Source organism: Gimesia algae (genome assembly GCF_007746795.1).
Lineage (GTDB): Bacteria > Planctomycetota > Planctomycetia > Planctomycetales > Planctomycetaceae > Gimesia > Gimesia algae.
This window is the reverse complement of sequence record NZ_CP036343.1, coordinates 4,945,536-4,966,800: the sequence shown is the minus strand read 5'-3', so window position 1 is coordinate 4,966,800 and position 21,265 is coordinate 4,945,536. Positions and strand designations below refer to the sequence as shown.

General features: G+C 51.0%; 17 protein-coding genes. 6 read left to right on the top strand and 11 right to left on the bottom strand.

Annotated features, from left to right (window positions below; translation table 11 throughout):
* Positions 1-120: 120 nt before the first annotated feature.
* Complete coding sequence (locus Pan161_RS18390) at positions 121-666, top strand: hypothetical protein (protein WP_145229586.1); 546 nt, start codon at positions 121-123, stop codon at positions 664-666.
* 224 nt (positions 667-890) lie between these two features.
* Here the strand turns inward: Pan161_RS18390 and Pan161_RS18385 are convergent, their stop codons facing one another.
* From Pan161_RS18385 to Pan161_RS18375, 3 genes are all read right to left on the bottom strand, one after another.
* A complete protein-coding gene (locus Pan161_RS18385; protein WP_145229584.1) occupies positions 891-1,208 on the bottom strand; it encodes a hypothetical protein in 318 nt (105 codons plus the stop codon).
* 653 nt (positions 1,209-1,861) lie between these two features.
* Positions 1,862-2,290 (bottom strand): DDE-type integrase/transposase/recombinase, encoded by a 429-nt coding sequence (locus tag Pan161_RS18380; RefSeq protein ID WP_145229582.1) that lies wholly within the window; start codon positions 2,288-2,290, stop codon positions 1,862-1,864.
* A 149-nt stretch (positions 2,291-2,439) separates the two neighbouring features.
* Positions 2,440-2,724: a transposase gene (locus Pan161_RS18375; protein ID WP_145229579.1), complete on the bottom strand. Its 285-nt coding sequence runs from the start codon at positions 2,722-2,724 to the stop codon at positions 2,440-2,442.
* Between the two features lie 748 nt (positions 2,725-3,472).
* On the opposite strand from Pan161_RS18375, the gene Pan161_RS18370 reads away from it, so the two are divergent.
* Complete coding sequence (locus Pan161_RS18370) at positions 3,473-3,694, top strand: hypothetical protein (protein ID WP_145229577.1); 222 nt, start codon at positions 3,473-3,475, stop codon at positions 3,692-3,694.
* A 530-nt stretch (positions 3,695-4,224) separates the two neighbouring features.
* Here the strand turns inward: Pan161_RS18370 and Pan161_RS18365 are convergent.
* The 6 genes from Pan161_RS18365 to Pan161_RS18340 form a co-directional block, all read right to left on the bottom strand.
* Positions 4,225-4,638 carry a hypothetical protein gene (locus Pan161_RS18365; RefSeq protein ID WP_145229575.1) on the bottom strand — a complete coding sequence of 138 codons (414 nt, stop codon included), beginning with the start codon at positions 4,636-4,638 and terminating at the stop codon, positions 4,225-4,227.
* A 49-nt stretch (positions 4,639-4,687) separates the two neighbouring features.
* The gene (locus tag Pan161_RS18360; protein WP_145229574.1) at positions 4,688-5,170 is read right to left on the bottom strand and encodes a hypothetical protein; all 483 of its coding nucleotides are present in this window, start codon (positions 5,168-5,170) and stop codon (positions 4,688-4,690) included.
* A 1,992-nt stretch (positions 5,171-7,162) separates the two neighbouring features.
* Positions 7,163-7,870 carry a DNA alkylation repair protein gene (locus Pan161_RS18355; RefSeq protein WP_145229573.1) on the bottom strand — a complete coding sequence of 236 codons (708 nt, stop codon included), beginning with the start codon at positions 7,868-7,870 and terminating at the stop codon, positions 7,163-7,165.
* A gap of 36 nt (positions 7,871-7,906) precedes the next feature.
* Positions 7,907-9,364, bottom strand: a complete 1,458-nt coding sequence (locus Pan161_RS18350) for a DUF1501 domain-containing protein (protein WP_145229572.1) — start codon at positions 9,362-9,364, stop codon at positions 7,907-7,909.
* A gap of 3 nt (positions 9,365-9,367) precedes the next feature.
* Positions 9,368-12,886, bottom strand: a complete 3,519-nt coding sequence (locus Pan161_RS18345) for a DUF1553 domain-containing protein (protein WP_145229571.1) — start codon at positions 12,884-12,886, stop codon at positions 9,368-9,370.
* Positions 12,887-13,186: 300 nt separating this feature from the next.
* Positions 13,187-13,480, bottom strand: a complete 294-nt coding sequence (locus Pan161_RS18340) for a hypothetical protein (protein ID WP_145229570.1) — start codon at positions 13,478-13,480, stop codon at positions 13,187-13,189.
* Between the two features lie 212 nt (positions 13,481-13,692).
* Between Pan161_RS18340 and bshB1 the strand changes: the two genes are divergently transcribed.
* Positions 13,693-14,400, top strand: a complete 708-nt coding sequence (gene bshB1 / locus Pan161_RS18335) for a bacillithiol biosynthesis deacetylase BshB1 (RefSeq protein ID WP_197995391.1) — start codon at positions 13,693-13,695, stop codon at positions 14,398-14,400.
* Between the two features lie 396 nt (positions 14,401-14,796).
* Positions 14,797-16,254: a Gfo/Idh/MocA family protein gene (locus Pan161_RS18330; RefSeq protein WP_145229568.1), complete on the top strand. Its 1,458-nt coding sequence runs from the start codon at positions 14,797-14,799 to the stop codon at positions 16,252-16,254.
* 83 nt (positions 16,255-16,337) lie between these two features.
* Here Pan161_RS18330 and Pan161_RS18325 read toward each other — a convergent pair whose 3' ends face one another.
* Positions 16,338-18,134 (bottom strand): cation:proton antiporter, encoded by a 1,797-nt coding sequence (locus Pan161_RS18325; RefSeq protein ID WP_197995390.1) that lies wholly within the window; start codon positions 18,132-18,134, stop codon positions 16,338-16,340.
* A 343-nt stretch (positions 18,135-18,477) separates the two neighbouring features.
* On the opposite strand from Pan161_RS18325, the gene Pan161_RS18320 reads away from it, so the two are divergent.
* Positions 18,478-19,698: a homocitrate synthase/isopropylmalate synthase family protein gene (locus Pan161_RS18320; RefSeq protein ID WP_145229566.1), complete on the top strand. Its 1,221-nt coding sequence runs from the start codon at positions 18,478-18,480 to the stop codon at positions 19,696-19,698.
* A 39-nt stretch (positions 19,699-19,737) separates the two neighbouring features.
* Here Pan161_RS18320 and Pan161_RS18315 read toward each other — a convergent pair whose 3' ends face one another.
* A complete protein-coding gene (locus tag Pan161_RS18315; RefSeq protein ID WP_145229565.1) occupies positions 19,738-20,553 on the bottom strand; it encodes a phosphoribosylformylglycinamidine synthase subunit PurQ in 816 nt (271 codons plus the stop codon).
* 454 nt (positions 20,554-21,007) lie between these two features.
* On the opposite strand from Pan161_RS18315, the gene Pan161_RS18310 reads away from it, so the two are divergent.
* Entirely contained in the window at positions 21,008-21,256 is a 249-nt protein-coding gene (locus Pan161_RS18310) for a hypothetical protein (protein WP_145229564.1), read from the top strand.
* Positions 21,257-21,265 lie beyond the last annotated feature (9 nt).

Below are 21,265 nucleotides of genomic sequence, written 5' to 3'. Positions count from 1 at the left end.
CTCTTAAGGGATTCCACCGGAAATTATGCATTTGTGTTGCGAGTTCTGGCTGGTATCATGGAGTGTCTGCTCGAATCATCAATCACATCGCTACATGGTGTGAAGTCTCCGGGGAATCCTATGTGCTCTCAACGAAAGCTGTGTCTACAGATACTCAACCTGGCAATCCTGATGACGATGTGGGGCTGCACTCCTTCGGTTCCCGATACGCCGAGTGGAAATTCCTCGGAAGTCACAACGGAGACCCAGTCAAAGTTCGCTTCCGCCGCAGAAGTCACCGCTGCCCTGGAAGCCCGCTGGTCGCTGGATGACATCAAAACTTATTGTGTTCCGGAACGCCGCCACAACCCGACCTGCCAAAATCTGGTGACAGACGTCGGCGTGACCTGGGAGGGAACGCTTTACGAAAATGAACCAACCGGCTTTGACTCAATCAGCTGGTATGGCACAGCAGTGGAGGGCAGGCTGCATGAATATTCGTTAGGCGTGAGTCGAGGCGAAAATTACTGGTTGCTGGAAATCGGGAACGTCGACTCGTTCGACAGGCAACCCCGTGTCGCGCCCGATCCCTCGGGACCATGCTTTATCGGCAGCGCCCCCCCTGAAAATCAGGAGTCTGACAATTCTGATTCGGATCTTTTTGTTGAGCCAGTCAAACGTGAGTAGGTTAGTATGGTTCAAAGCGGCATTCCTGGTGAGCCACAGGGTATTCGTCCCGGTTTAACGTGAAGCAGCAGAACCGCGGCTCACCCCATACGGCTGATGTGACGACTGCATCCTATTCAGCATGAAACCCATCTGGTCGATTACGAAGACGGGTAATGTTTTCAAGATGATGAATGGGTCTTGTGGCCTGCACCGCAGTGTTACGAATCTGGATGACACGCCTGTTATTCCGGGACCGGGAGTAGTTCAAAGTCTCCTGCATGGTCCAGTGGATAGATCGATTCAGAGCAAAAAATCAGGTAATCGTAAAGCAGGTCTTCCAGAAAGGGAATTTTATTGGCAGCCCCTGTTAAGGGGGCATAAACGGCATCAAAATTGTCGAAAGTGAAAATCGGGTCAATTTTGCCGCTATCCAGTGATTCCCTGACTGAGTGCATCATTTTTGCATTAAAGGGGCCTATGCTCGATACATAAAAGACCAGCAGAAAGAGAATGGTATAACCTGCAATGCTGATGAATCTGATACGCTTTTTTTCAGTCACATAAACAGCCTCCCTGCAGATGTGGTGATACGAGTCTGGCACTCTCACTTACTCAATGGTTGTGAAAACGGGGAATAGTAGCTTGAACAGGTTAATTTGATCTCGCAGTGTAACAGGTTATCAGCGGCGATAAGTGTCTGCATCAAGGCTATCTTCAGGCTCAACCGAATGAACCATCCCGGCAGACGGTGAGTACAACCTCTGCTGGATTTTACATGATAATAGACAAAAAATCAGTTAGATGATAGATTAAGTCTGTACCTGAAACGAATCACATTTAACCATAGGCTGGAGTTATCTATTAGACCGGTCTCAAACAGGCTTAGAGACGTTACCGTCAAAAGAGGCACAGTCTGGTTTTGTCTATATAATGGTTATTCGATCCTCTTGAATCTTTGGCATAAATGAAGACACACCTGTACGTCCTTGTTCCTGCGTCAACGACACTGTCTGTCATTGTCGAAGCCATGAACGCACTTCTCTCGCCACACAGGTTGAGAAATGATGATACCATCCAGTCGAACTGGCGATTTGATTATCTGTGTCTGTTCGACGCGACTTTATGCTGCGAGGAAACCGATGCCGAACTTCCCGCAGAGATGCACGATTACAGGGGGTATGTTTCCCGCGTGGATCGCTTGCGCAATGATATTTCAAATGACGTTTCGGTCGGTGCCGTGGTCACACCAGATGGCGTCTGGCACTCCCCTGGAAGAAAACAGTTCGGCCAGTGTATCGATCACATCTTCGCTCCGAATACTTCGATCAACCTTCAATGATAAACATTCCCGGGTGAATTCATCAACAATGGAAAACCATTTCAGGGAACTGCCCGATGTGGTCCGGTCAAACACAAAGTCCCAGCACCAGACATGATCTTTCTGTTCTGGCCGCAGCAGGTGACAACCATTCCGGGAATCACCAAGCCTGCGCCGTTTTCTCTTCTTTTGAGGTACTTTCAGCCCTTCCCGACGCCACAAACGATACACGCGGGTAAAACTGGCCTGCCAGCCTTCCCGTTGTAGCAGCCTGGCAATGCGGCGATAGCCGAATCGAGGCCGTGACCGTACCAGCTCATACATGCGCTTGACCAGGGACGGCTCATCACTGCGTGGGCTCGACTGGTAACGCTGAGTGGCCCGGGGCTGATCCAGAACCAGACACGCTCTCCGCTCAGAAACATGGAACTCACCCTGGATCGCGTTGACGGCGGCTCGTTTTCGGGAAGGGCTTACCAGTTTCCCTCCGAGATATATTTCAGCATTTTGTTATCCAGAGACAGATCGGCGACCAGTTCTTTCAGTCGCTTGTTCTCGTCTTCCAGTTGTTTGAGACGCTTGGCTTCTTCCGATTTCATGCCGCCGTACTGATTCCGCCAGCGCAAGTAAGTCGATTCACTGACCTCCAGGGTCTGCAGCACGGATGCCAGGTCTTTACCGGCATTCAGCATCGCATCCGCATCACGCAACTTGCGGACAATCTGCTCGGGGTTGTGACGTTTTCTTCGCTTGTTCATCAAAAGTTCTCCTCGTCAAAAGGACGCTAAGAACCTTCATAACAATTGGACCAGTTTTTGAAAAGCAGACCAATAGGACCAATCCTATAATTATGTCTAGACAACGGGTAATGAAGTTCTTCATTAAGATTTTATCTACAGAATCAATAAAATTCAGATATCGCCTGAAACATGAACAAATGTACCTACTAAAGTCTATCCGACTAGATGCGAACGGAATTAGTAAATCTGGATACTACAGATCATTCATACACAATAAACTAGCCCGATATACTATTCAGATATCCAGGCTAAGTAAGCTGGATATAAGAGAAATAACCTAACTGCTTGATATTTTTTAGAAGAGTTCGAAATAAGTCGATCGCTAAACAGCTAATTTAAAAACACTTGTGTCACATGGAAAAGCGATTCACAATACCTTCATTATTACGTCACTATTTCTTAATCATTCAGGGGTAACATTCTCCCCGCCTTGAAGAATGCGAGACCAAGGTGCTGCTTGGTCTCGCTGTCACGCAAGCTGCTTACTCGGCTTATGCGACGGATGCAGTATACATAAATGGATGTCTGAGTCAAGCAGCCACTCACATTGATCAGTGAGTGGCTTTTTTATTTCTAGGCTTGATACTTTATTCCGCAAATTATGAGAGTAATAAAGTGGACGATTAAGGAAGCAACATTACCCTAAGGTAATACCTCTTCTTTTCATTCATCCTATCAAGCCGCTGATAGACATTCAGGAGGTTATATGATTGATGGCATCGGAATTGCAATCAGTACTCCAGTCGCTGTAGCCATTTTGGTATTCATTTTCTTTATTATGGTGATTAAGAAAGCAAATATTCAACAGATCAGAACAAAGTGGTTTTCTATAAGTATGGCAACTGAAAATACTATGGTAACTGAAAATTCAAATGAAGCACCTTCTATTGAAAAACAACCTGACACTAATTACACCATAAAAGAATAGGCCACTTTTGAAACCTAAATATTAACCAATCAAAATATATTTGTTTTGGATATAGGGGACTATCGTCTAAAAAATTATAAACTTTTCTTCATCATTGGGTCAGCACTTTGAAGCTCTGACCGTAGAGAAATTCATTTTGTAATTTCTCATTGTATGATTCGATGTTCCTATTCATCTCAAGGGCTATCTGCCTTAAAAAACTAAGGTATTCTTTAATTCTCTGAAGCCTATTCTAAATACTCTCGGTAGTGAATTCAGAACCATTTTCTTTTCGAATATGGTCTCTGAGCTTCCAGGAGCCACAATGAGTTTTTTAGTCTCATTATTTTGCTGGATGCATTCGCCTTAACAACTGAGAATGTTTTTGCGAAAGTTCTTGCCTCAGGTTTGAGTCTCAGATGAGAAAAGGTGTCAGGAACCAAAAAAATGGCTTGACTGCTTTAACCCTTCTTGTCGATTTCTGAAGTGATGAGAAAATTTTCCTTAATGAGCAACTCAATGGAAGTAGATGAGATCGCGATTACGTTGTGTCACAAATCAACGATCTCATCATTAGCAATCGTATTCCATTCGATTTGGCGGAATGCCGTTTCGACATCTTCGCCGATCACAGGATACGGAGCACCCTGGTACCAGACAATAATAGCCGTTGACCAGCATTTTGTCTCATCAAATGGAGCAGAAGTAAATTCGCCCACGAATCGGTATGGCGGTAGATTTGGTCGTTCTTCAGCGTCATAGGTGATGGTGGGGGGGACGACAATGACGGGGTGATCACCAAATAGTTTTCTGCCTTCGTTCTCGGCAACCCTGATGAAGTTACGAGTGGCTCGGTCAGACGGTGTATAAATCAATGCTCCACGATCCGAAGATGAAACAATGTAGCAAATGCAGGATATCCTGCGGCCGTCGTTGAGTGTGATTTCGACGCGTTTAAAATTCATGAATCTAAAAAAGAGGAATGCCCCTCTAGTTCTCCTGTTTTGTGATGCGTTAGTCTTGAATCGGGTGATCAACTCCTGCTTGATCAAGGACCACACGCAGAAACTGGTAATCGTGTTGAGTGAAGACGCGATCGTGGAACTCTTCTTTCAGCGATGGCGCACGTTTTCCCAATGCAACGATCTTTGTTGCCGCAGCTTGATCATACCAGGATGATTTCCCGCTGAGACGATAGACGCCATTGATGCACGGTGATTTGCAGAAGAGAAGCCCCCATCGCCGGTGTTTGTGCCAGCTTTCCATGTTTGGGTGCATGCAGGGCTTACCCAGATCAGAGGTCACTTGCTGTCTGACGGACGGGTGCTCATACACCGTCGTATGAATGGGGACCGTGAAGACGCGATACTGCGTAATATCTTCACCGTGCCAGCAATCCGGGCAGTCGTGGACGAACCACGACCAGTCAACGGCGATGAACCAGACAACGCCGAGAAAAAGAATGATTGCAATGCGGACTATTTTGGAACGATTCATAGTAATGCATACCAATAGATAGACAGAATAGGATTCTTTCTAAATCTATCATGATTTCTGACTATTCTCAATTGGGATCAGGTGGAAAGACGGATGTCGAATCATATCTGAGAAGTGTGGCAGATAAATAATGTGACAACTTCGACTCCAAATTATGCTGATCGATTTCTACTTCCCGATCTTCACCTCGCCTGGCTGGTGCCCTTCTGTATGATGGGCGGGTTATTGTTCTGTCTGCTTCCTGCTCGAATTTTATTCGGGGCTCAACCTTTTTATTACTGGTGGAGGCTGGTTGCTCGATCACTGTTGGCGAGCCAACAGAGCCACACGGGGAGTTGATTGTGGGGGCAGATAGCGTTTTATTTCTTTCCGAGCGTGAATTACTTAATGTCCGTTTTTTCAATATCCATGTTAACCGCGGCTAACGCCGTGCGGCTGATTTTCTGGGGTGATTCGTCAGTTGGTATGACTGATTCGCCGCAGGTCATTCGCTCCGGTTGTCCCACATTGGTAACAACAATTCGAATTAAGAAACGTTATGGTTCAATGTGAAACGCTCCACTTTTTGTTACTGGATGATCCTGCTTTTGCATTAATCATCCTTTTGAATTGAACTTCTGATTTATGATTCACTTTATGTCTGCTTTTTCATTGTCGGTGTTAACCGCGGCTAACGCCTTGCGGCTGATCTTCTAATGACTGATTCGCCGCAGGGCATTAGCCCCGGTTGTCCCACATTGGTAACAACAATGCGAATTAAGAAACGTTATGGTTCAATGTGAAACGCTCCACTTTTTGTTACTGGATGATCCTGCTTTTGCATTAATCATCCTTTTGAATTGAACTTCTGATTTATGATTCACTTTATGTTAGCTTTTTCAATATCGGTGTTAACCGCGGCTAACGCCGTGCGGCTGATTTTCTAATGACTGATCAGCCGCAGGGCATCAGCTCCGGATGACCCACATGGGTAACAACAATTCGAATTAAGAAACGTTATGGTTCAATGTGAAACGCTCCACTTCCTGTTACTGGATGATCCTGCTTTTGCATTAATCATCCTTTTGAATTGAACTTCTGATTTATGATTCACTTTATGTCAGCTTTTTCACTATCGGTGTTAACCGCGGCTAACGCCGTGCGGCTGATTTTCTAATGACTGATCAGCCGCAGGGCATCAGCCCCGGTTGTCCCACATTGGTAACAACAATGCGAATTAAGAAACGTTATGGTTCAATGTGAAACGCTCCACTTCCTGTTACTGGATGATCCTGCTTTTGCATTAATCATCCTTTTGAATTGAACTTCTGATTTATGATTCACTTTATGTCAGCTTTTTCATTGTCGGTGTTAACCGCGGCTAACGCCGTGCGGCTGATCTTCTAATGACTGATTAGCCGCAGGGCATTCGCTCCGGTTGCCCCACATGGGGAACAACAGTTCGAATTAAGAAACGTTATGGTTCAATGTGAAACGCTCCCGCTCCTGTTTTTGAATGATCCTGTTTTGAATGGAAGGCCTGGATAAAATGAACTCTTTCTTTGAAACTATTGGAGGACGGAAAAATGTTGTGCCAGTGGGTGGGATTTTCTCGAAGGGCGTGGGCAGGTCAAGAGCTGATGCTACAAAATTTGTGGCGATATGGGCTGACCTGTGCCGACACGGGGGCGATGCCGGGGCGTTCCGTTGTGATCGTGGCGCGAAGTGCGGCGATACACAGAGAATGTTTGAGCAGCCTTTGGTCAAAATGGTTCCGAAACAGGAGACTTTTATAGTACAGGTTTTGTCAGTGGTTCGCGGTGATCAGGTGCAAAAATACTGGACCACGCGCGCGACACACTTATAAGCGGGAATGATGGCAAACGACAACCAGGCGTCAAGAGGAATCTTTTCAGTAACGACTCACTTTATACAGCAACATGGAATCAGGTGAACTCAGGGAGGAGTGACCAGATGCGCGTCTTAAATCGTCAGTTAAGCAGTGTCTGCCTTTCAGCAGCGGGCTGTCTTGCGTTTTTTGCCGATGGTGCCGCGCTGCTGAACTTTATGAATGTAGTCGACGGCGGCGGGGACTTTGCAGGCGGTCTGACCCATGTCGACCGAGACGGTGCCGATCTTTTCAGCGGTGCGCAACGCGGCGTCGGTCAGGCCGCTGACATAACAGCCGGTGGAAATCACAAAGCCGTTCATGGCGTAGCGGACCATGTTGGGTTGTTCATGGATCGTCTGGGCGACCTGCTTGAGCAGTCGCTTGAGTTCGGGCAGGTCGAGGTCGGCGTCGTCTTTGATCGAGATCAGATTGCTGAGCGTGGTCCAGCCGGTCTGGGCTTTGGCTTCTCTGCTGGCCGTGATCCATTCCAGTGCCAGTTCGTTACCGTATCGACTTTCGGCGGTCACTCCCGCGACAACGGTGCCACAATGGGTGATGCAGTTGGCTTTGCTCAGCCAGCGGCGCAGGTCTTTCTTTGTCATGCGGTCGGCGTCGGCGATCAAACCGGCGAGGTATTGCGCGTCGTAATTGCCGGTGTCATACAGATCGAGGGCCAGTTGGTAATCGGTTTTGATCTGCTTCTGCAGGACTTTCAGGTCGGCGATTTTGACACCAAACACGGGTTCGCGGGCACCGTGGTTCATCAGGACTCTTTTGGTGGATTCACTTCCCAGGTCTTCCAGCTGCGTGATGATTTCGGTGACCGTCATCTTGATTCTCCTGTAGCGAGAGAACGTGTTGACTGCTTACGCGAGGATGTCCTTGATCAGGTGGTCTTCGTCGGCGGGGCCGATGAGACGCTGGTTGAGTCCCTGGTAGGGGAAATTGAACTTGCGGGCTTCGAATCCGGTGAGGTGCAGGATGGTGGACTGCAGATCGCGGACGCTGGTTTTGTTTTCGGCGACGAAGTAACCGAGTTCATCGGTCTGGCCGTAGGTGAAGCCTTTTTTGATGCCTCCGCCGGCCATCCAGATGGTGTAGCAGTGGGGGTGATGGTCGCGTCCGAGGAACTTGGAGCCGTTGCGTTCTTCGTTCATGGACGTTCTGCCGAACTCACCACTCCAGACGACCAGCGTATCATCGAGCAGTCCGCGCTGTTTGAGATCGGAGATCAACGCATACAGCGGCTGGTCGATGTCTTTGGTTTTCTTGGGGACGCCGGTGATCAGGTCGTTGCCTTTACTCGTGCCATGCATGTCCCAGCCGTAATCGAAGAGCTGGATGAAGCGAACGCCGCGTTCGACCATGCGACGGGCGAGCAGACAGTTGTTGGCGAACGAAGGGGCAGCGCCGGTGGTGCCATACAGTGTGTGGGTCTCTTTGGTTTCGCTGGCGAGGTCAACAGCTTCGGGGACCGACATCTGCATGCGGAACGCGAGTTCGTACTGGTTGATGCGGGTGAGGGTTTCGGGGTTGCCGAACTGTTTGAGTTCGAATTCATTCAGCGACTTGAGGGCATCCAGGCTGCGTCTGCGGACTTCGCGTTTGATGCCTTTGGGATTGGAGACGTAGAGGATGGGGTCGCCGGTGGTGCGGCATTGCACGCCTTGATAGACGGAGGGGAGGAAGCCGCTGCCCCAGAGACTTTTTCCGCCACTGGGATCGCTGCCGCCACTGAGCAGGACCATGAATCCGGGCAGGTTCTTGTTTTCAGAACCGAGTCCGTAGGTGATCCAGGAACCCATCGAGGCGCCGCCGAAACGGGGGGAGCCGGTGTAGAGGAAGAGTTGGGCGGGCGCGTGGTTGAACTGGTCGGTGTGCATCGATTTGATGACGGTGATTTCGTCGGCGACCTGCTGGAAGTGGGGGAGCAGTTCGCTCATCCAGGTTCCACTCTCGCCGTACTGTTTGAATTTGTAGGGGGTCCCCAGCATCTTGGGGTGCCCTTTGATGAAGGGGAAGCCTCGCCCTTTGAGGAACGAATCGGGACAGGGCTGCATGTTGCGTTTGATGAGTTCGGGTTTATAGTCGAACAGTTCCTGCTGCGGAGGCGAGCCGGCCATGTGCAGAAAGATGACGCTTTTGGCTTTGGTCGGCAGCCGATACGCGGGGAGTTCGGCATCGTGTTTTGCGGGTGTGCTGGCGGCGGTGGGATTGTTCTCGGCGAGCAAAGCGCCCAGCGCGAGAGAACCGATGCCGGTGGAACCCTGGGCGAGGAAATGTCGTCGGGTGACTGCCTGCAGCTGTTGTTGTTTGAGATTCATGATTTATCCTTTGGTGAGCACACCATCCATATTGAGCAGTACATTGGCGATGATTGTCCAGGCAGCGAGCTCGGCTTTGTCGTATTGAGCGGAAATCGGTTTCAGTGGGTTTTCCAGAAGTTTCTCTGCTTCTTCGGGATGGGCTTTGTAAAACGCGAGTTCGGATTCGTAGAGTTTCAGCAGCGGTTCAATCTGTTCGGGCTGAGGCGGACGAACCAGGCAGAGTTGCAAACCATATTCGATACGGGCGCGGGGTGTCTCCGCCGCGAGGAAGAGCCGTTCGCCGAGCGCCTGGGCGATTTCGATGAAGACGGGGTCGTTCATGGTGATCATCGCCTGCAGTGGCGTGTTGGTGCTGATGCGTCGGATCGTACAGATTTCGCGACTGGGCGCATCAAAGGTGGCCATGGACGGATAGGGGACGGTGCGGCGCCAGAAGGTGTAAAGTCCGCGACGAAAGCGGTTATTATCTTTACTGGTAGCCCACGTTCGTTGGCCGTTGAACGCGGCCCGCCAGATGCCTTCGGGTTGAACGGGGTAGACGGAGGGACCGCCGACGGTTCGGTTAAGCAGGCCACTTAGGGCGAGTGCCTGGTCGCGGATCATTTCGGCTTCCAGTCGATAGCGGGCGCCGCGCGAGAGCAGACGGTTATCGGGATCTTTTTTTAGATGCACGGGCAGGGTAGTGGAATCCTGCCGATAGACGCTGGACAGGACGATGGTTTTGAGAAGGGCTTTTCGGTCCCAGCCGTTGCTGACGAATTCGGTGGCGAGCCAGTCGAGGAGTTGCGGATGACTGGGGAGTTCACCTTGCGTGCCGAAATCTTCTTCGGTAACGACGAGTCCTTTGCCGAACATTTGAGACCAGAGGCGATTGACGGCGACGCGGGCGGTGAGCGGGTTTTGGGGATCGGTGAGCCATTTGGCGACGGCGATTCGGTTAGCGGGTGTTTTTTTGGGGGGCGAGTTGAAGGAACTGAGCACAGCAGGTTCAACGCGATCGCCGGGAGTGAGGAAGCTGCCTCGAACCATGATATGGGTTTCGCGCTGTTTGTCGGCCGGGAGTTCCTGCATAACGGGAAGCTGCGGGTAAACGGGTTTGGCTTTCTGGAGTTTCGCGATCTGATCGCGGGTTGCTTTCAAAGCGGGAGCGATGCTGCGGTAGTAGGCGGCGAGTTTGTTCTGATCGGCGGGGCTGCGGTCTGCGGGTTTGGTATCGACGATGGCGAGGAGATCATCGCTGACTTTGAGTCGGGGTTCGAGTTTGGATTCTGTGGTATAGGAGAGGCGGAAATGACCGAGGGCGTATTGAGGATCTTTATAGTTGTGAGCCAGCGAGATGAGCAGACTCTGTTTGCCGGTGTCTGCGGTGGGTTTGTTTTCCAGAATATAGTAGGCAGAGTTGGGTTTGCCAGACTGCGGTGCGATGCCCCAGCCTTTCTGGTTCTTACTGGCGGGGTTGATACTGGCGGTAACCGGGAAACCAGACTGCGAGAAGGAAGCGAAGGCGCGGCGGACCGGGATAGAACGTTCGTTCGAAACAGGCAGAGTGGCCGATGGTTTGGGGGAGTCTGCCACGATAGTCTGCCAGACGACGTTGCGTTTGGCATCAAGCAGGCTGACTTTGAAGTTGGCGAGTCGTTCGCCGCTACCATCGGTGCGGTTCCAGATGACAACGCGATCGAGGGGAGTATTTTCTTTCCACTTGAGTTCCCACCAGGGTGCGACTTCGGTGTTGGTATGAGTGGTGGATTTCGCATTGAAGAAATGGCCGTCGGTATTGCCGTCAATCGCGAGACTGGCAGGTCCGTCATGTGTGGTGCTGGATTGAGTAGCGGTTCCCTGGCCGGCGATGTTCTTGTCGTGCTGGAAGACCTGGACTTCGGCGAGCGAAAGGATCTGCTTCTGGGTTCCCTGCTGTTCGATGCGGAGGAACTGTCCCTGTACGGGGGTGTCTGCTGTAACGGGTTTGCTGGTGAGACTGATTTCCGAGAGGACGAAGTTTCCATCTTTGGCGCGACCGGGCCCCTGAGCGGGCAGGCTGGGATCGGGGAGCACTTCGAGTCGCAGGGCTTTGAGTGTGTTGAGATCGACCTGGGTTTCGATGGTATAGGTTTCGTTGGAGGGAGGTCCGCTGGCGAGCAGGGATTGATCGTCCTGGATTTTCAGCTTTGTTTTATTGGAAGACGAAGTCGCGGACAGTGGCGTCAGCGTCTGCCAGTCAGGTTTCGCGTGCAGAGCAGATTCCCATTTCTGCTGAGCTGCGGCAAGTTCCGGAGTTGGCGTCTGTAGTAATTTATTGAGGCCGGCGATTTCGGTTTCAATGCGTGCGGTTTCCTGCAGCATCGCTGTCGTGGGAGCAGCGATCGTGGGGGCATCGGTGGGTTGATCGTTGTCTGCGGTCTGATTGAAGAAGGCGTAGAGCTGATAGTATTCCTTCTGCGAGATCGGATCGTATTTATGAGTGTGGCATTTCGCACAGCCCATGGTGAGGCCCATCCAGACCTGGATGGTCGTGTCGACGCGATCGCTGACCGCGGCGACGCGGAATTCTTCGTCATCGGTTCCGCCTTCGGTATTGGTCATGGAATTACGATGGAAGGCGGTAGCGACCTGCTGTTCGAGCGTGGCTTCGGGGAGGAGATCGCCGGCGAGCTGTTCGAGGGTAAACTGATCGTAGGGCATGTTATTATTCAGCGCGGATATCACCCAGTCACGATAACGCCAGATGGTCATGCGGAGTGGGTCGGAGCCATAACCTTTGGAGTCGGCATAGCGGGCGAGGTCGAGCCACTTTCGGGCCCAGCGTTCGCCGTAAGCAGGATCTTTCAGGAAACGATCGACAAGTTTTTCGTAAGCGTCGGGAGATTTGTCTTTGAGGAACTGATCGACTTCGGCCTGGGTAGGAGGCAATCCGCGAAGATCAAAGCTGAGACGTCGAATGAGTGTATAACGATTGGTTTCGGGACTTGGTTTTAAGCCGGCGGCTTCCAGTTTCGCGAGGATGAAGTGGTCGATGGGATTGGTCGGCCAGTTCTGTTGTGAGATGTTTGGCAGTGGGGGACGTTCGGGTGGAACGAAGGACCAGTGCTTTGAGTAGGGGGCGCCCTGATTAATCCAGGCTTTGATTTTGGCGATCTGCGCGTCGGTCAGTTTTTCTCCGACTTCGGGGGGCGGCATGATGGCGTATTCATCAGTGGAAGTGATGCGGCGGACGAGTTCGCTCTGGTCGGCTTTCTCAGGGATAATTGCATGGGCGTCGCTGGGTAGTTTCGCGATGGCGGCGGGACGCTCGTCGAGTCGCAGTTCGGCTTCGCGAGTGCCTTCATCGGGACCGTGACAGTGAAAACAATTTTTGGACAGGATGGGACGGATATCTCGATTGAAATCGACGTCGCTGCTGGCTGTATTCTTGTCTTGTAATATTGCTGCGGGAGATTCCGCGAAGACCGCAGTGATAGCGGTGATGAGCAGGAATGCGAGGCCTGCCTGAGAAACTGGTCTCAGGGAGAGATCAAACATGGGTATTCACCTTCGGGTAGGAATGCAATGCCGGTGCGCAGGTGAATCGACACTCTTGCAGAGTCGCATCAGAGTGTCGCCTGATTACCTTATTGCCATTTCAGGTTTGGTGACACCAGTCCGTCGGTCTGTACGAGCAACGGTAGCTGATCGTTTGAGAAACGGTCAGCAGGTAAGTTCAAATAAAGTAGGAGGCTCTAAAGCCACCTGTTATTTTAACTTGAGGAGTGAGTAGATGCAAGAAAATGTCCCGTTTTGCTGGGAGATGCCGCTCAGGAACGATCGAGGTAATCTTGAGGACTATTCAATTCCCAGATTGCGTTCGATGTTACGGGCTTTGTTGCTCATGACATATTTCTGCCACCAGCCATCGGGGTCTGATTCTTTAGGGCGATCGCCGCGGGCTTCATCGCCGACCGAACTCCACTGGTCGATTTCATTTTCACCACTCCAGTCCGGATCGAAAGGTTTGGGTTTGAAGACTCGCATTGTTTCGCGGTTCAGTTCTGAGATGGGCTCCATGATCGCATTACAGCTGGTAGCAAGAAATAACGCTGGAGAGAGGACGAGACACGTCAAAATCAACGATTTCATGAGATGTTCCTCCATACAATCTACGTCGAATGAGGACAAGCCGGTCCTCAACCGCTAAGATTGATGGTCACCTAATTAGATGTGATAATAGTTGAGTGGGGGAGATCCCCGTCAGAGAGAGTACAGCATTTTAGTAATTTCGAAAACTGAGTCTACCCCTGTTTATGGCGAGGGGCTCAGGTGCCTTTGATTCCTGCTATGAAGGAGTTTATGTGAATTCTGCTTTAGATGTACTTGTGGTGGCTCCTCATCCGGATGATGCGGAAATCAGTGTGGGAGGTACGATTCTGGCAAGCAAAGCATTAGGGATGCGAGTGGGAGTTGTGGAGTTAACCAATGGTGAACCAACGCCTTATGGCAGTCCGGAGATCCGGGAACAGGAGACAGCAGCCTCGACTGCGGTGCTGGATCTGGACTGGCGTGAGAATCTGGGGCTGCCGAACCGGAGTCTGGAGTCGAACCTGGAAGCACGGCGTGAGCTGGCGATTGTCTTTCGGACACAGCGTCCGCGGATTATTCTGGCGCCCTACTGGGAAGATGTACATCCCGATCATGTGGCCGCCAGCCAGCTGGTGGATGCGGCTCGCTTCTGGGCGAAGCTGAGTAAAACGGATATGCCAGGGGAGCGGTTCTGGCCTCCTCAAATGTATTACTTCTGGAGCATTCATTTACGGATTCATCCCAAACCCAGCTTTGTTTTCGATATATCTGAATATATTGATCAGAAAATGCAGGCAGTGCAGTGTTATGAAAGTCAGATGATCGCTGGTCGTCCGACCGAGCATCCGACCGTTTTAGACGACATTAAAGATAGGGCCAGATACTGGGGCTGGACGATTCACCGGGCTTATGGTGAACCTTTTGCCAGTCGGGAAGAGATCGGAATTCAAAGTTTTCTGCCATTAACGTCTGCGGAATGAGCGTAGAGAGGGTTAGATCTACTGATTTCAACAATCGAGTTATCACCCCTGTTTCGATTGGAAAATAACTCTGTTTCGTAGCTGATTTTCAGTTCAACCTTGAATGTTCGTACTTTCATCGGTTACACTTTGGTGAAGAGTGTTAAGAATATAATAGACTGTGTCCAGTTTTACTGTAGCGTCTCCAGGGCCATTTGGAACGAGTATAATAGATTGAGAGACGCTATGTTTTAATGTGACGCGTTCTAGAAGCACAGCGCGTGGAAGGGGTGTTCTCAGATACGTATGATCTGAATACCTTCTCCAGAAATACTGAAGCTGTTGTTTCAACCCCGCCTTGAATGTGCACTTTGCAACCCTACCTTCTGACAATATATATTGAGGAGAAAAAAGAAGATGTCTCAACAATCACGTCGCGAATTTCTTGAACAATCGATGTTTGCTGCAGCCGGTGCCGCTGCCTTGAGCACTTCGATTCCTCAGCTGTCAGCAGCCGAGTCACAGTCCAGCAGCCCTAATGAAAAGTTGCGGGTCGCATTACTAGGTGTGAATGGACGTGGTCAGTCTCACCTGAATGCCTTCGCCGGGCGGAAAGATACTGAGATCGTTGCCATCGTCGATCCAGACGAGAGCGTCGGGATGACTAAAGGTGTGGGCAATGTTTATAAGAAAACAGACAAAAAACCAGCTTATTACAAAGACCTGCGAAAAGCATTTGACGATCAGGATATCGACATCGTCAGCATTGCAACTCCCAACCACTGGCATGCTCTGGGAGCGATCTGGGCCATTCAGGCTGGCAAAGATGTTTACTGTGAAAAACCTGTCAGCCACAATGTGAGTGAAGGCCGACGCATCGTAGAAGCCGCTCGCAAGCACAACAAAATCGTCCAGACAGGCACACAGTGCCGTTCACAACCCGGTCTGATTGACGCCATAAAATTTGTCAAAGCGGGTGGGATCGGCGAAGTCAAACTGGCCCGTGGTACCTGTTACAAACGCCGTAAGTCAATCGGTCCTAAGGGCAACTACGATGTTCCTGCCAGTGTTGACTACGATTTGTGGCTCGGACCAGCACCGATGGCTCCTCTGACGCGTCAGCGATTCCATTACGACTGGCACTGGCAGACACCAACCGGTAACGGTGACCTGGGTAACCAGGGGATTCACCAGATGGATGTGGCCCGCTGGGGTCTGGGTGTTGATAACGTGGGTTCCAGCGTACAGGCATATGGTGGCCGACTGGGATACACCGATGCCGGCGATGTTGCGAATACCCAGGTCAGCATTCACCAGTTTGGTGATAAGCGACTGGTCTTCGAAGTACGTGGTCTGGAAACAGATGCCTACCGTGGCGCCAAAGTGGGAGTGATCTTCTACGGTACCGACGGATACGTTGTGATTCCTTCTTACAACAGTGCATCGGCGTTTGACCTGGATGGAAAACTGATCAAGAAGTTCTCTGGATCAGCAGACCACTTTGCAAACTTCGTAGATGCGGTTCGCAGCCGCAAGATCAGTGATCTGAATGCGGATATCGAAGAAGGTCACGTTTCGAGTGCCCTGTGTCATCTGGGTAACATCTCTTATGAACTTGGCGAAAAAATGCCTGTGAAGGAAGTCGCCGGCGAGTTCAAGGGAGACAGTGAAGCTCTGGAAACACTGGGTCGCTTCCAGGATCATCTGGGTAACAACAAGCTCGACAAAACTGACACTGTGATCAGCATGGGTCCCAAGCTGTCTCTGGACAGCAAGTCAGAAACCTTCACCGGTGGCATGGCTTCCAAAGCAAATCCGATGTTGTCTCGCGAGTATCGTAAACCATTCGTGGTTCCGACCTCAGCCAATCTGTAAGATTTGCTGACGAGAATAAGTATCTTCAGGCTCCTCTATCCTTGTGATCGAGGAGCCTGTTTTTTTATCCGGAAATCTGCAATTCAGGAGTCCTGTTGCTCCCGTTTTTTCTCTGGCTCGCGTGAAGAACTGCTCAATTGTTGATACAGTGATGATTCCAGGAACTGTTGTGCGAGTCGTTCTCCTACGTGTTCTTCTTCATCAACTATCACGTCGGCACCTGCTGCCAGAAGTTGCCAGTGATGCAGATGGTAGCGGCAGCGAACATACAGGGAAGTGCCTGGCGCCATTTGACGCACCAGGTGAATGATCTGTCGACCTATCGTGGGGCTGGGGAGGGTGATAATCACCAGTCGCGCACGGTAGAGTCCCGCATGCTCCAGGACTTCGATTTGCGTCGCATCTCCCAGTTGGGCGTGCAGCCCATATTGTTTTGCGATCTGGAGATTTTCGTGGTTCAGATCGATGACCACGATATGTTTCAAACCTACCTGCAGCAGCTCTCCGGCAACGCGTTGACCGGCAGGACCGAAGCCGAGAATGATGATGAAATCAGATTCGGTTTTGGAGGCCGAGTCTTCAACGATTATATTTGAAGCTGCCTGTTCGTCTACCTGCTTTGGTTTGCGTTGAGAGAGGCGGCGTATCAGGTCCGCTGCGCCTGGTGCCAGCTGAATAAGATAGGGGGTTAGAATCAACGTTGCGATCGTTGCGGCGATCATCGCACGGAAAGTGTTTTCGGACAGGATGCTGCTGATTCCCGGTTCACCGCGGGCCACTGTCGCCAGCACAAACGAAAATTCTCCCACCTGTGCCAGGCAGAGGCCGGTTCCCAAGGCAAACTGCCAGGGTTGACCACACAGGTAAGCCAGTCCGAATGTGATGACCAGCTTACCCAGGACGATTGCCGCGACCACCGCCAGCACGAGACCCAGGTGACCGGCGATCCAGCCCAGGTCAGCAAACATACCGACCGCTGCGAAGAACAAAGTGACGAGGACGGTTTTCAGCGGTTGGATATCGGCCCGGATTTGTGTTGCAAAGGGAGAGATTGCCAGCAGGACTCCGGCGACAAAGGCACCGAGGGCCGGGCTGAGCCCCAACTGATGTGCCGACCAGGCAGAGCCTGCTGCCATCAGCATTGCGAGCAGGATCGGGAAATCACGGTTTCGTCGCAGAGAAGAAAGCTCGAGCACGCGCGGCAGAACAAAATTGAACAATCCATAAAACACGGCGACAAAGACAGCAGCCAGCAGCAACGAGAGGCCCAGTTGGACGATGACCTCTCCCGGAGTTCCTCCGTTGAGCAGAGCCGTGACAATCAGCATCAGTGGGATGACGGCGATATCCTGGACCAGCAGGATACCTAATGCAGTACGCCCATGGGGAGAATCGAGTTCCGCCCGATCGTTCAACATACGAACCACGCAGGCGGTACTGCTGAGCGCAATCATTGCTCCGACCGCCAGGGATTCTGCAATCGAAAACCCCAGCAGGGCTGTGACCGTTAATCCTGCCAGCAGCGTGAAAATAACCTGCAGCGTGCCAGCCAGCAGTGGTATGCGTCCCAGTCGACGAAGGCGGGGGAGTGAGAATTCGAGGCCTATGGCAAACAGCAGAAGCGCCACACCCAGTTCTGCGAGATCAAAGATGTCCTTTTGATTTGAAACCCAGCCGAGCAGGTTCGGTCCGACCAGAGTTCCCGCTGCAATATATCCCAGCAGCGCGCTTTGCCGCAGTTGTTCTGCGATCGTTCCCAGAAGCAGCGCTGCGCCCAGTAGCAGCAGAATGCCTGCCAGTGATGTCCACATTGTTCCATCTGCTACGCCGAGAACAGGAAATGATTCAGGCAGTAAACTGCAGCAGGGGAAATAAAACATCGCTGGCATATCCTTGGACTCTGTCAACATCCGTGTCTGGTAATCAATCCGCGCCTGTTATTGTAGACCCGTCAATCAGGCGGGCCAACAGATGAATTTTGTAATATCAACTTCATGTTGTGGATCTTTGGCATAAGGAGTTGGATTATAAAGAACCTGGTCAGAGCCTGTCATCAGTCCAGTGCACTTCTTTTCGAAACAGATGGGTAATCTGAGTCGCTGGTATCGGCAGGATCGAAATCCGTCTGGAACAGGAAAACTAATACTGTATAAAACGGGACACGGAGTTATAATCGGTGGTAAATCCGTTTTCTGGACTTTCACTTTTGTATGGATGCAGTTGATGTTTCAGTTTTTCTCCGGCGCGAAGAAACAGATTAAAAACAATGTCAAAAGGGCGGTAATCAGGCATCATCGTCGCTCGGGAGCCGTACTATTCAGTGACACGACACTGCGTGATGGCGAACAGATGCCGGGGGCAACGCTGGATCCGGTTGAAAAACTGCAGATCGCGAAAGCCCTCGAAGCGGCCGGAGTCCACTCTCTGGATGCCGGTTTTCCTGCTTCCTCACAGGCAGATATTGATGCGATTCAAAGTATGGTGGGGGTAATCAAGAAACCTGTCTTAACGGCTTTGTGCCGGACTCTGCCTGGTGATGTGGATGCGGCTGATGAAGCGCTGGCGGGGAATCCACCTCACAAACGAGGCGTGAGTCTATTTTGTGGTACGAGCCCGTTACATCGTCAGTTCAAGCTGGAGAAAAGTAAATCGGAGGTGCTGAAACTGATTGTAGACAGCATTCAGTATGCAGCAGAGAAGTTTGACATCGTGGCGTTCAGTCCGGAGGATGCGAGTCGTACGGAAGTCGATTTTTTATGCGAAGTTTACCGGGAAGCAATCGCCGCCGGTGCAACTACGATTGGTTTTCCGGATACCGTGGGGATCTTGACTCCCTGGAAAGCCCAGGACTTCATCTGTCGGATTCAGGATGAAGTGCCCGGGATTGAAAACGTGTTGCTGGCGGTCCATTTTCATAATGATCTGGGGCTGGCGGTCGCAAACACATTGGCCTGTATTGATGCCGGTGCAAATGTAGTACAGTGCACGGTGAATGGAATTGGTGAGCGAGCCGGGAATGCTGCTCTGGAAGAAGTGGCGATGGCGCTGCATCTGCATCAGGAAGAATTCCAGCGGCCCCATCATCTGGATGTCTCTTGTCTGTCACCTCTTTGCAAGCTGGTAGCAGAACTGACCGGGATCCTTCTGTCTCCTATGAAACCGGTGGCCGGCAGTAATATCTTTGCGACAGAAGCGGGCATTCATCAGGATGGTCTGTTGAAGAACCCCGATACTTATCTTCCTTACCGGCCGGAGACGGTCGGGGAATCCGGGATTCGACTGGTACTGGGACGGCACAGCGGTCGGAAAGCGATCATACACCGGCTGCATGAACTGGGGAAAGAGCCTGACGAACGGATAGTGCAGCAGGTTTTACAAGTGATCAAAGAGCTACCTAAAGGAGAACTCGTCGATGATGATCTGCTGTTGAAGCTGACAGGCTAAGCTTGTGGTTACGGGCTATGAGCGGTTTGCCGTTTGCGGCTATTCAAAATAGTTAACAGCATTGCGGAAGAGTTGTATTCCGGCACCTTCACCGGTGAGCCCCAGGCGAGTCCACTGTGGGTGCTGAGTCGCGAACAGGAAACGTTCCGGGTGTGGCATCAGCCCTAATACACGACCAGCAGGATCACTCAGAGCTGCGATGTTACAGGCAGAGCCATTCGGGTTCACAGGGTAGGGTAGGATTTCTTCCTGAAGTGTGGTTTCTGCATCACCGGCGGCCCGGTAACACATGGCGATCTGTTGATTGTCTTTCCAGCCTTGCACGATGGCAGGATCACTGACGGCAATGCGACCTTCGGCATGGGCGATGGGAAGTTCGATCTGATCGATTCCCTTCAGAAACACATTTTGCGGCGCCATGGCTCCCAGATTGACCCAGAGCGAAGTGTATTTTCCATTTGTGTTCCAGGTCAGGGTGGCATCGCGGGACTGATCAGATTTAAGAGGCCAGCCTGCTGCACCGCCGGGCAGGATACCCGCTTTGAGCAATACCTGAAACCCGTTACAGATGCCCAGAACCAGCTTATCTGCAGCGAGGAAGTTTCCGATGACATCAGCCAGTTGCCCCTGGAGGTGACTGGCGAAGATGACGCCTGCGCCCACATCATCTCCATAGCTGAAACCGCCGGGCAGACAGAGGATCTGATAGTCGTTCAGTTGGCTGGGGTTTTCCAGCAGTTTTAACAGATGAATCCGTGTGGACTCGGCTCCGCACAAATCAAATGCATGTGCTGTCTCGATATCGCAGTTGGTGCCAGGGGCACGTAACACACAAACTTTGGGAGGAGTAGACATAAGAGCAGAATTCATCCTTTTCAATTCAATTTCGATTCGCGAAGTCATTTTACTTCGTTACTGAGGATGCTATTCCGAAAACGGCTTTAGTTCCAGCGTCAACAGCCGCTTAGCATTCGAAAAAGCCGGTTTTCCTGATTCCTACAGTTTTGGTCATGATTGTACATTCATAAATATAGAAATACGAGTAGGTTAAAACAAAGAAACGAATACCGATGAGTGAAAAACCGGTCTATTCGGTTTCAATCGCATCTGTTATAGTTCCACTCTTATCCCAGAGCCCATTCCGGCTTGATCGTCCTTACGTGGGGACCAGCCTGATTTTTTCTGAGTATCCTGTTTTATGTATCCCTGTTTTCGATTATTGCTGATTTCATTGCTGTTGCCTGTGTGTACGGGCTGCATTAATGCCTCAAATACGCGGATTTCCCGTGTTTTTTCAGGACGTCAGAGTATGAGTCGCAGCGATAAAATGGAAGAAAGGAAAATGCTGGAACTGGAAGATCCCTTGCCATCCAGTGCGCTGGGGCCTGGCGTCGTGCGTCCACGTGAATTCAGTACCCAGCGGACGGAGTCTCGACTGGCTATTGAACAATCCATTCGCACACGGCCTTATGTTCAGCCACGACCGGGAGAAGCATTGCATCCTGTGCCCCAATTATCGGGGGGGAACTCAAAATATCCGGAAGTGATCCGACCTTAATTGGACACG